This is a genomic window from Paraglaciecola sp. (assembly GCF_030730205.1).
Lineage (GTDB): Bacteria > Pseudomonadota > Gammaproteobacteria > Enterobacterales > Alteromonadaceae > Paraglaciecola.
Genome location: NZ_JANQVQ010000196.1, coordinates 1 through 12,395, shown reverse-complemented (window position 1 = coordinate 12,395; position 12,395 = coordinate 1). Strand labels below are relative to the sequence as shown.

9 protein-coding genes are annotated in these 12,395 nt (G+C 37.3%); 5 read left to right on the top strand and 4 right to left on the bottom strand.

Annotation, left to right across the window (positions count from 1 at the left end; translation table 11 throughout):
- Positions 1-344: 344 nt before the first annotated feature.
- A complete protein-coding gene (locus tag NWQ57_RS13180; protein ID WP_306022616.1) occupies positions 345-929 on the bottom strand; it encodes a DapH/DapD/GlmU-related protein in 585 nt (194 codons plus the stop codon).
- Positions 926-2,140 carry a TIGR03087 family PEP-CTERM/XrtA system glycosyltransferase gene (locus tag NWQ57_RS13175; protein ID WP_306022615.1) on the bottom strand — a complete coding sequence of 405 codons (1,215 nt, stop codon included), beginning with the start codon at positions 2,138-2,140 and terminating at the stop codon, positions 926-928. The genes NWQ57_RS13180 and NWQ57_RS13175 overlap by 4 nt, the downstream gene beginning before the upstream one ends.
- Positions 2,141-2,353: 213 nt before the next feature.
- Between NWQ57_RS13175 and NWQ57_RS13170 the strand changes: the two genes are divergently transcribed.
- The 5 genes from NWQ57_RS13170 to NWQ57_RS13150 all read left to right on the top strand — a co-directional run bounded on the left by NWQ57_RS13170 (position 2,354) and on the right by NWQ57_RS13150 (position 10,578).
- Complete coding sequence (locus NWQ57_RS13170; protein ID WP_306022614.1) at positions 2,354-4,654, top strand: VanZ family protein; 2,301 nt, start codon at positions 2,354-2,356, stop codon at positions 4,652-4,654.
- Between the two features lie 223 nt (positions 4,655-4,877).
- Complete coding sequence (locus NWQ57_RS13165) at positions 4,878-6,215, top strand: O-antigen ligase (protein WP_306022613.1); 1,338 nt, start codon at positions 4,878-4,880, stop codon at positions 6,213-6,215.
- 153 nt (positions 6,216-6,368) lie between these two features.
- Positions 6,369-7,415: an acyltransferase gene (locus tag NWQ57_RS13160; protein WP_306022612.1), complete on the top strand. Its 1,047-nt coding sequence runs from the start codon at positions 6,369-6,371 to the stop codon at positions 7,413-7,415.
- Positions 7,416-7,436: 21 nt separating this feature from the next.
- Positions 7,437-9,386 (top strand): acyltransferase family protein, encoded by a 1,950-nt coding sequence (locus NWQ57_RS13155; protein WP_306022611.1) that lies wholly within the window; start codon positions 7,437-7,439, stop codon positions 9,384-9,386.
- Between the two features lie 130 nt (positions 9,387-9,516).
- Positions 9,517-10,578 (top strand): acyltransferase, encoded by a 1,062-nt coding sequence (locus NWQ57_RS13150; RefSeq protein WP_306022610.1) that lies wholly within the window; start codon positions 9,517-9,519, stop codon positions 10,576-10,578.
- Between the two features lie 87 nt (positions 10,579-10,665).
- On the opposite strand, the gene NWQ57_RS13145 is transcribed toward NWQ57_RS13150, so the two are convergent.
- Together NWQ57_RS13145 and NWQ57_RS13140 are read right to left on the bottom strand one after the other, a co-directional pair.
- A complete protein-coding gene (locus tag NWQ57_RS13145; RefSeq protein ID WP_306022609.1) occupies positions 10,666-11,586 on the bottom strand; it encodes a hypothetical protein in 921 nt (306 codons plus the stop codon).
- A 95-nt stretch (positions 11,587-11,681) separates the two neighbouring features.
- A partial coding sequence (locus NWQ57_RS13140) for a hypothetical protein (RefSeq protein WP_306022608.1) occupies positions 11,682-12,395 on the bottom strand: 714 nt, incomplete at its 5' end.

Sequence of the window (12,395 nt, the reverse complement as noted above, 5' to 3'; positions counted from 1 at the left end):
CAATGCTTTGAAATGGGTTTAGTGACCCAATTTATCGCAAGTGGATCAGTTTTTTGTATTGCCTACGTTGGCTTAATAGTTACAGTGTTGCCATCGCTCTTGGGAACGTCCATACAGGAAGTTCTGCTTCAGTATAAGTAGCCTAATAGCATGTGATAGATAAAACCTAAGCCCTTGAAGTGACTTAGTTGTTAATGCTATAAATCAACTACAGCGTTTGGATATTAATATCAGGGTGATGTTGTAGCTCATTTTCATCGTTTTCATGGCAATTACAACTGTTTTGCTTACCTGATACCATCCGAAAATACTTCGGTTGTTTAGTTACCATCAAGACTTTCAAGTTAGGGTAACCTATTTTTTATCACTTTTGCGGGATTGCCTGCAATTATGGAGTAGGCGGGTATATCGTTTATAACCACCGAACCTGCTCCTACAATGCAGCCATCTCCAATATTTGCCATCACCAATGAACCATTGCCAAGCCAACAATTTTTTCCAATAGAAATTTTTTGAAACTCACCACCTTGATCCTTAATAGGGCTAGTCAGGTCATCAAAGTTGTGTTGTCCTTTGCCACTCATTATATGTACGCCACTGCCAATTAAGGTATTTTCGCCAATACGGCAACGGCCTATGTTACTCTGCGGCCCGATATAGACTCCCTGTTCAATTTCGGTATCAAATTGTGAAAACAAAACCATAAAAGAAATAACTGCATTTGGATGGCAATACGTAAAAGAGAACCTGTAAAATCCACTCCTTAAATAAGCCCCTGTTTTCCCGGGGATTAGCGTTAATACTTGGCTGAAAGTTGCTATTAGTGAGTCTTTATCCATCACCACAGAAAGTAGTAAATAGACCAAAGTCAACGGGCATACAATTAGTGCACTTAAAATAAAAAGGCATTGTTTTAGGACGTTTTTCATATTTTTTGTGTAGCGCTAAGTAGTTGGTTTAGTGGTTGCAATTGACCTTGCCAAGAGTAGCTTTTTGCGATTAATTGCCTTGCATTCGCACCAATGATCTTAGCTTGTTCTGGTTGGTTTATTAGCATATTAACATAGCAAATAAATTCGTTAGGAGTTGAAGCGATTAAGATATGCTCATTTGCTATGCATGAAATACCTTCCGCCCCCATTGGTGTAGAAATGACGGGTAAAGCACATGAAAACGCTTGAAGCACTTTATTTTGTACTCCTCTGGCTAAGCGAAAAGGGGCAACAAAAATATCGGCTTGGTGATAGTAAGGTAGTATGTCTTCTACAAACCCCGTTACTTCTATATTTTTATTATTACCTAGCTTTTGAATGTCAGCACTGGGATTCATTCCTGCCACAATAAACTTGGCTTTGGCATGTTTAGCTATGATTGCTGGCCAACACTCTTTTACAAACCAAATAACGGCATCTTCATTAGGCTTATAATCCATTACACCGGTGAACAAAAAAACGGGAGCAGTATTTAGGATTTTTTTATGGGGAGGGTAGAATGAAGTTGTGTCTAATCCATTACCCATAACATGGACTTTTTCACTTTTTATCACTCGTTGGTTAAAAAGATCAACTTCTGCTTGTGCTATTAGATAACAGGTATCAAAACATGCCACAATTTGCTTTTCATATTTAGATAACAGACGTTGTTCTCTGGCATAAACGATATTCATTGGAAAAGAACTGCTTTGTCTATATTGTCCCCATTTGTCAGAATCAACATCCATGAAATCCATTATAAGCAAGGGCTTGTTATTTAGGGTTTTTAATACTGAACTTTTAAAAATATACTCAGCCATGGAAGAGGCGCCACAGAGAATAGCGTCAATGTTATTAGCCAGCAAAAACTCATCAAGATATTGTTGAAGAGTACTGTCGTAAAAATTAGCAACACTCAGAGACTGATTTTTTGCCAAACCCGTTAATAAGCGCAAAGCTCTTGGTTTAAGCCGGGAAGTGGTAACGGTTTGACACAGTAATTTATTCAAAGTGTCAAAATATTCTATTTCTGTTTTATCTTCATGGGGTGAAAAAAGGTGGATTTGGTGCCCAAGTTCACTCAAATATTTAAGTTGATTAAATGTTCTGATCTTTTCCCCTTTATTTGGAGGAAAAGGAACGCGTTGCGATAAAATTACTATATTCATTAACGTGACATTGTGTTTGATTCAGGCTCTGTTTTATTAGATTAAACAATGCATATATGATTTGGTATCTTTAGCTTATATTGCATTATAGATAGAGGCAATGACATACTTCTGAATCGTTTTTTTGCTTAAGTATTAGAAAACGTTAGTCTTAGTTAAACACCAAGGAAGCAACACTTGATGTGGTATCAAAATACAAGGATAAATTAATTGATGAATTCAATTCGGTCGATGGCGGCTTGGTTTTGTCTCTTTTACGGTCTTTTTGTTGTATATGGCAGCTTTGTCCCGCTGAATTTCAATGATTTGCCTTTTGAACAGGCTCTGTCCCAATTTTTAGCCTTACCATTTTTCGATTTTACAATAGTTAATCGCTCAGATTGGTTTACTAATTATTTACTTTTTATACCCCTTACTTACGCGTTGTTGCTAATTTTTGCACTTAATAAAAAGCGAAGTAGTGTGCTGATCGCTTTGATACTTATTTTAGTGTTCTTGTTGATGCTATCAGTCACAATAGAATTTGTACAAATGTTCATTGCCGCACGCGTCTCCTCATTTAAAGACGTTTTTGCCCAATTTCTGGGCATAAAGACAGGCTATATCTTATTTTATTTCACCCATTTGAGTTTTATTACGCATTTTGAGGTGTTTCTTAAAGGTAGGCAGCAAGACAAGTGGACTGTGTATGCATTACTAGTGCTCATCATTTTTACTCTCTATAACCTGATGCCGCTTGATCTGTCTATTAGTCCTGTGGAAATTTATAAAAAATGGGCCAATGGGAAAATTAATATGATTCCTTTTAATCCCGGTCGAGATCCTATTTTACCCTACTTATTTGGAGTCATCTCTGACCTCGCTCTTTGGGGGCTCATTACCTTATTGTATTTAAAAAGTGGAAAGTACTCTGCAACAACGGTTTTCTTTCGATGTGTTTTTCTTTCTTTCGTCGTTGAAATACTGCAGCTATTTGTTTTGAGTCGATACACTGACATTACTGACGTTTTAACAGCCGGCATGGGCTCTTGGCTAGCCATCTATTTGTATTTGAAATATGGCGCGGAAAGTCTGGCTACACGAAATGCAAATACGCCTCAACCAATTTATCGTTTTTATGTAATTGAAATTTCGCTGGTATTATGGGCTCTGCTCTTAGCGGTTTTTGCTTTGTTTCCTATCGAACTTATCCAATCAAAAACTGAGTTTTTAGTTAAGTGGAATAGTTTCTTTTCTGTCCCTTTTGAAAGTTATTGGCGCGGAAGCCCTTATTCAGCAATTACCCAATTATTGCGCAAAGTATTATTAGTTTTGCCACTTGGAGTATTAATTAGCGCGTTAACCTATAAGTATCAAATCCAAAAAAAAACCGCGGTATTTTTTACTCTATTGACCGTTTTTTACATTTTGGGTTTGGAGCTGATACAGTTAGTTTTAGTTCATAAAGTGGCAGTTTTGAGTGACTTTTTATTAAATTTAACAGGGCTTTATTTAGGATTTGCTTTGTACAAAAAGCACATTAACAATGATGAACCGAAAAACGAAAATGGTGGTGTTGGTTGGTTTAAGTGCTACCGTTTATTTACAAGCCTTGCGCTCGTATTTTTCAGTTTGCTTATTATCGCAACTTTTGACAAAACCCCATATAACATCAAGGAGTTGTTCGCTGAGCACCATTTTATTGTTAGCGCATTCTTAATAACCATTACCCTATTTTTTGCATTGGGCGCTCCGCAGAAATTAGTTGATGTGCTGCTTAGTAACAAGAGTTTTAGTATTGCGTGGCTGCTACTTGCTGTCTTTTCTCATACGTTTGGGCTGTTTAATTTAATTTATTTTTCGCTGCCTTTAGAAAGTATTTACGATATTTTAGGTTTTCCAGTGTGGCACAACGTGCCAAGTTACATAGAGCTTGCTTATCGGTTTATGGGACTATATCTCTTTATCTCAGCCGCTTTTTTTTGTGTAGCAAGCCTAAATGTGGTTTCACATCTTATCGTTATTAGGGCGGCGAGCAAGCTATTGTGTATTTTTTATGCGATAGCTATTTTACCAATATGTTTCGGTATCACGGTTGTACAAGCAGGTACCGATAATATTATTGAATTACTCCCTAATAATGGTTATTCCTTTAAGTTGCTTTGGTTAGTTGCATATTTGTTTATGGTCGTTATTTTGAGCTTTAGTTGGTTCCCTCGCTATTTGCCCACTAAGAAAATTAGCTTGGTCATATTGACTTGTTTAACCATGATATCAATCCCATTAGCTTACATCCTTGTTGAGTCTGGTTTACAGGATTTTATTTACAAATACGGGCAAGGTTTTTCTGCCTTACAGTTTCTGTTGAGCCCTTCTCGAGATCAGTTACTGAATGAGTCGGCACTGATGGGAATATTTGGGCTGGTGCATTTATTTTTAATGATAGCAATTTGGGCTGTCAACTGGGCATTAGCATCAACAGGTATGTTAGACGAAACGGTGAGTAAAAAGAGCGTACTGATAGCATCCCAATAGCTGGTCACCCAGTTTAAATAGAAGATGAGAACTAACATAAGCGTTAAAATGATATTTTGTTAATTCGAAGAAGATGTGCAAAATAAGCCTCATATGGTGTAATAAGCGAATGCATCGATTCGCGACGCTGGCTTAACCTCAAAGGCATGGGTAAAGTGGTCTAAAAAGTTAATATTATGAGTGAATTAAGCTGTGATCGTATACCTAGTGATAGTGGCGTCAAATGATTAGTGTTTTAATGTTTTACGGAACATTTTTAGTCTGCAGTGCCTTAGCAGTAAGAACCTCTGTTGTGTTTCTCTTTGTATTGTACCAAGGTGTTTATTTTTTTAATCCTGCAACAAAATGGTGGCGCTACAGTATTGCCGACCTCAGTTACTCGTTTTATATCGTTCTTACTTTGATCATTGTTGTAATACTCAAGAGCGAAAAAATAAAGGTCAACAATCCTTTAAAAGTACCACAGATAAGGTGGCTCTACGTTGTCGTGATACTGTATTGTCTTGCTTCTTTTTACGCTATATTGCCAATGCCTCATAAGTTCGCTATGGACGCTTTTGTGACTATCGCGGTGGTGGTATCACTTGGTTATATTCTTTGCGATACTGAAAAAGATATCGATTACCTTGTATATGGTTATCTTTATGGTGCATTTTATTTATCGTTTTATATCTTTCAGTTTGGTCGAAATCAGGGTGACAGGGTCGAAGGCGTAGGCATGGTTGATGCTCCTGACTCAAACGGGGTAGCGGCCGCTTTAGCACCCGCCATAGTGTTGTGTTTGTACTACTTTTGGGTAAATACCAGAATGCATACCAAGCTGCTATTTGCTGTTGCTGGGGTCTTTGTTGCTAATGCCTTAGTGCTAATAAATAGTCGTGGGGCATTTTTAGGCGCTGCTGCTGGTATTACAATCTTCATTTACAATATGTACTTTTCGTCGTTTCAACGTAAAAATCAAAAACTTACGGTTATTTTTATTGTAGTTTGCGGTTTAGCAGGCTCATTGGTCTTAGTTGATAAAAGTTTTCTTGACCGAATGGCCACGCTTAAAACTGAAACGAAGATCAATGAAGATGATGAGTCGGGCGCTACCCGCATGGCCTATTGGGCTGCTGCTGTTGATATGTCAAAAGACTTCCCTCTAGGGGCTGGCGCCTCAGGGTTTAACTACTATTCACCAGTTTATATCCCTCAAAACATAAATACAGGAAGAAGTCGTAATCGTTCAGTACATTCTACTTGGTTTGAGACCTTGAGCGAGATAGGTTATCCCGGTATTTTTGCTTTCTTAATGATGTTGTGGGCCTCCTTTAGAACCGCTCGTATTGCCAAAAGAAAAGTAAAAGAAGCAAAAAATGTTGACGTGTATTTTAAGATTATTGCGATTCAAAGTGCGCTTATTAGTTTTGTGGTGGCAATGTCTTTTTTAAATAGACTTAGAGCTGAGGTTTTGTATTGGCTGATACTTTATACTGCGTGTATTTATAATATTTATGTTTTAAAACCAGAAAAACTCAAACTTGCGTCTAAAAAAATACTCGGTAATAACGACAAATGAAAACGGACAATTTTTGTAGTGTTGTTTTTACGCTTTTTATTAGGCGAAATTAATGCTGCTCTATTGAAGGTTATTTTAATTGCAAGCCAGCATATTTAAGCAGTGACTTTAAAATTAACATGGTGGTTGGAGAGATCATGTGCGGGAAATTAAATGACTAAATTGCGCTTGCTCGAACTAGATGGATTACGCGGATTGGCGGCCCTTGTAGTGGTTTTCTATCATTTATTTTTTCAATACAACAGAAATTACGGTCACAGCTTTCCTATTCCGGATTTTTTTCAATATGGTTATTATGGCGTTCATTTGTTTTTTATGGTCAGTGGTTTTGTTATTTTTTGGACCTTAACGAATTGTAAGCGACCTTTTGATTTTATCTGGTCGCGATTCAGTCGTCTTTACCCTGTTTATTGGGCTGCAGTAATGATTACTTTTTCAGTCGTTGCTGTAATTGGCCTCGAAGGCCGCGAGAGTGATTGGTTTGATATGTTAGTTAACTTAACTATGCTGCAAGGATACTTAGGTGTGCCCCATGTCGACGGCGTTTACTGGACACTTACCCTTGAATTAGCATTCTATTTTTGGATGTTTGTTTTTCTGGTTTCTGGTCAACTTCGTAGAATTGAATACTGGTTATGTGGCTGGGTTAGCATCGCAGCGTTGCTAACCTACTATAAATTTTCGGTGCCGATATCTGGGAATGTAATGAACTTTTTTTTACTGAAATACGTTGAGCTTTTTGTCGCGGGAATTTGTTTTTATAAAATTTGGAGTAAAGAAGCCAGTTTGATAACGTATCTTCTGATAAGTCTAACCGTTGTATCACTGGCTGCAGAATATCCAAGCCACATTGTTTTAGGTTTGCTCGGTCTATACTGCCTGTTTTATTTAGCTGTCACTTCTCGTTTGTCTATTTTAGCATCAAAAGTATTTACCTTTTTTGGTGTTATTTCATATTCCTTATATTTAATACATCAAAATATTGGTTATGCGTTAATCAATTATGCTTATGCAGTTGAGTTACCTATGGCACTGGCTATGCCAGTGGTGTTATTAACGTGTATTGTATTGGCGACTTTACTAAATAAATTAATTGAAGTGCCTGGCTCCCGATATTTAAGAGTGCTCTACAATAATAGTGAGCGTTTGCAACGTGTTGCAAACTGGTTGCAGCGGCAACCTGCCAGCTCGCCTCAGTAAAATAGGAATAGCGCAGACCTTATGCAATACAGGCGAGAAATAGATGGACTAAGGGCGTTGGCCATATTGCCGGTGTTATTTTTTCATTCAGGTTTACCGGGTTTAAGTGGTGGCTACATTGGTGTTGATGTTTTTTTTGTCATAAGTGGGTACTTAATCACCTCCATAATAGTGGAAGATGTGCGTAAAAAATCCTTCTCTATTGTGACTTTTTATGAAAGACGGGCTCGACGCATATTACCTGCTTTGTTTATCGTTATTATCGCAACTTCGATTGCTTTCCCGATTGTTACAACTCATCCTGATCTACTGAGCAGTTATGGCAATAGCCTCTTGTCTGTGTCCTTGTTCGTATCAAATATTTGGTTTTGGACACAGTCTGGCTATTTTGGCGATGTATCAGAAACTACACCGATGTTACACACTTGGAGTTTGTCGGTAGAAGAGCAGTTTTATATAGTTTTTCCTATTTGTGTTGCATTATTGTTTAGGTTTGGACGCAAGCCTTTTACCTTATTTTTAGTATTCTGCATCTTATTGAGCTTAGGCGTGGCTGAGTGGGGTTGGCGCAACTCGAGTGTTGCTAATTTTTATTTAATACCCTCTCGTGCTTGGGAACTATTATTTGGCTCAGTGGCTGCGCTGGTTTATCAGCGTGCTTGGTTTAGCCGCGTATCATCGATGAATAAGAACATACTGTCTTTACTCGGGCTTTTTATTGTTATGGCCTGTAATGTTTATTTCGATGTCACTACACCTCACCCCAGCTTATTGACAGTATTTCCAGTTGTTGGTGTGGTACTTATTATTTTGTTTGCAAGCGCTGAAAATGCAGCGGGTAAGCTGTTGTCACATAAGTTTTTGGTCGGAGTCGGATTGATAAGTTACAGCCTGTATTTGTGGCACCAACCTATTTTGTCTTTAGCAAGAATGCAATTTGGTGAGGAACTGTCACTTTCATTCATTTTGCTTGTTATGCCTATTATATTTTGCCTTAGTTATATCAGCTGGAAATATGTTGAAAATCCATTCAGAAATAAACAAACATTTACTCGAGCTAGAATTTTTAAATTTAGTTTAGCGGGCACATTTTGCGTTATTATGATTGGCGCAGTATTTAGTGCTAATATGTTGATTCAAAAAGAAATTTATCCAGAAAACATGGCTAGATTTACTTTACTCAGCCAACTGAACGATGATTCAGCTAAAAATATGGTTAACTCAGAATGCCTAATTTGGAATGAGACCTTCAGTGCTGATTTTATAAGCCGTTTTGAAGGTTGCGCAAACATCCATGGCAAGGCGACGGTTATACTTGGTGGAAGCCACGGAATGGACCTGTACAATGCGATTGCCAGAAATCTAGAGGGGCAATTTGTTGTCAGTGTTTCAAGAGGTTTTTGTCGAGCACACAGTATGGTTGATGGCAGTCGTCCACCACATAGATGTCAATATCAAGATTTTTTGACTTTTATGGATAAACATAAAAATGCCATAAATAGTGTTTTGTATACCCAAACGCCTGATCGCTTGTTTACTAAATCTATTTATGAAGCCTCAGAAAGTGACGTGCATGAGTCGTCGATCAACGAGGTGGTTGCTTACTTTACCAAGGTTCAAAAAAAATATGCAGTACCGGTCTACATTGTTGGTATGTTTCCGCCATTGACAACTGATCCCGAATTTTTTGATTACTCGATTAGTTTAGAAGAGCAAATTACTCGTTATATCTCGCCAAACGCCATTAAGATGTCGGTATTTCTTGAACGTATTTTTGAAAAAAAATTAGAGGCAAGCGCTGTCGGCTTTATATCTAAAATAGACGCATTTAATATTGATTATCCACAGGGGATCCTAATTGACAACAAACTTATTTATTCGGACAAGCGGCATCTAAATCAGTTTGGCGAACAAGTAATGGGACAGCGGTTTATTGCATATATTAAGAAACAAGGATTAGATATATTCTGATTTATTGAAGAGAACGACTCGATTTTGATACGTCAGAGCCAACCATATATTATGGAATTTTTGGATGATTTCATCATATTTAATAGAGTATTTCGAGCTTGTTATCATCAATTTACTAGGAAATCACATTATGGATAAACCCCGAAGTATTCCTGCTTTAACCTCAATTAGAGGTTTCGCTGCTTTGATAGTATTGTTTATGCATATTCATGAAACGTTTAGAAATGATCTCCCATGGTTTAGTATATTCAAAAATGGGGCGCTTGGTGTTGACCTGTTTTTTGTGTTAAGCGGCTTCATTTTGGCTTACGTTTATGCAGATACTACAATTGAGCGTCGGAATTTTTTAGGTTTCTACAACAAATTTATAAAATCTCGTTTAGCACGAATATATCCTTTACATTTCTTTACTCTGTTATTTACCTTATGTCTCGTTTTAGTGATACCGCATTTTTACGAGCGTTCGCCTCAGTTTTACACTGGTTTATCATTCATTCTCAACCTATTTTTAATACAGAATTGGGGCTTCATCGATATATCTTGGAATATAGTCTCATGGTCAATAAGTGCTGAATTTTTCATGTATTTGCTATTTCCGTTTATGTTGTATTTTAAAAATTTGGTCAACAGTCAATTTAAAGTACTAACTTTAGCGATATTTATTTTTATCATACACCACATTTTTATTTTTACTCTGAATTGGACTAATTATGGGGGGATGTCATTGGGAGGGATGGTCCGCGTGTTTTTTGAATTTTCTTTAGGTTTTCTACTTTTTTATTTAAGGGCGGGTTTTTATACCATCTTTATAAATTTTAAAGATAATCTTGGTTTATTGTTAGTTCTGTTACTTTTAATCAGTGTTTTTTTTAAAGAGGTATGGTTGTTATTTTTGCCCTCTGTGGCGTTTTTTATTCTCCATTTAGGTGTTTTCGACAGCAGTACATCACGATTTTTGTCAAATAAGCCTTTGGTGTACCTTGGAAATATTTCATTTTCTTTGTATATGTGGCACTGGTTGGTTATACAAGTTTATAATGCTCTCAAAACCAATGTCTTTCAGTTTGACCATTCTCAAACGAGTGAGTTTATTGCAGCCTGTTTTTTAACGATTATTTCTTTAGTTATTGCACATTATTCATTTCGATATCTAGAAGAGCCAGCTCGTAAATGGGGTAGAAAGTTTATTTAAGTTGAGTTGGAATATTTAACCATTTATTTAAATTGATTGGATAGTTGAGTATGGTTTCTTGTTTGGTTCAATATTTAAGCAAAATAATTACATCAGTTTTTCTACAGTTTGTGCGGCTAATTTTTCATAGGTTCTAGCGTAAAAGCGATGTGAACCGATGAAATGGAAGACTGAAACAATACCTTTGTGTTGCCCTGAATAAACTGGCTGCATAAAATTTTGATATTTGGGCCATGGTAATGCAAACGAGTTAGTTAGCTTGGATATCATTACATTTGATGAGAATTGCTCTGAGCCCCATTCATTCCATTTTTTGTCGCCTAAGAGCGACTGCATTTCGTTTGAAAAAGCGACCAAGTCTTGCATGACCACTTGTCCTTTAGGGAAGCCTGTGAAAGCAGAGCAAACCCTGAGGTAGTAGGGGAGTTCAAAGCTCTTTAAGGTATGTAAGTGGCGTTCACCTAAAAACTGAACATGCTCATTGCCAAAACTTGTCGCATAGGCCGCGGTATATTCTGTAGGCACTTTATTACTCCATCTCGGGTTGCCTATTGAAAAAGCTTGATTCGCTTTTACTGCGCTATATACATCGTCTATGGGCCCACAGGTTATGGTATCTGTATCAACTTGTATCACATATTTATCTTGCGAGCGCTTCATTATATAAGTGAGTCTTTCCCACGTACCACCGCTGGGCAATTCACCTAATTCAATGCTGTTGATATGAATGATTTTAACACCGGGTAAATGCCAATTTAACAGCTCATAATCTTCAGCGTTTAGGCTACCGTCATCAATAAGTTCAACAAGGGTTTCATTGCTAAAATACTTAATAAAAGACTTTATTGCCAAGAGGGTCATATCCATAGCGTTATGATAAACCTGTGACACTACTACAACATCAGCATCTTTAGGCAGCGCAATGGGAGGTGTATTACGAACCCTTTGAGCAACAGCTGCAAACCGTTTTTTGTTTAATCGGCTTTGTAATCGTTCGAATATTTTCATGTCACGCTCTCTTTGTCATTTTCATGCGCTTTGCCCAAGGGCAGCAAAGATTTTGTACTCTAGCGGCTAATTAGTTGCTGTGGATAGATAGTAACCTAGCGTGATTTTCGCTTCATTAAAAAAAAGCCCAAAACAATTAATACAATGGGTAGAGGCCACTTTAGTGCATACGCTATTTTTTCAAAATAGTATTTTTTGGTAAAAAAATGTTGTACCCCATTCCATTCTTTGAAGGGTTTTTGGTAAATTTTTTGTAATAAATCTACGTCGGCCTTTCTATGTCCTGCTTGATAATACCAGTCGGTAATCAAAGCAGGCTGCTCGCGAATTTCGTTCAGTGTGTAGGGTAATGCCACACCGTAATCCGGATCGTAAATTAATGTTTGATTAGCAGAAGTTTGTGCAGCCACCACCACATGTTCAGGAAAAGAGATGATCTGATTTTTTATACTATATTCATCCAGAATTTGTGACATTACCATTGAAGCATCACCACAAATACCTACCCCTCTTTTTATACTGCGTTGATAATCTGTGTAGTGGTATTTTTCAAATTCGGGTATGCCAGAAAATTTTCCCATAAAGTAGAGGAAGTAGTTTTCCCAGATGGGGATCAACTGATGAAAGCGGTTATTGTCGGGTTCTCGATACCAATGAATATGAACCAAGCTATCTGATACTACTTGGGTCACTCTTTGAGAAAATGCTTCATCTGTTTCTAGAGGCTTCTTTTGCAACTGTTTGAGAGCATCTTCATAAGCAACTCTTTTTTCATTTGTAAAACGTGTTTGTAAGGTGCTTAATTCGTC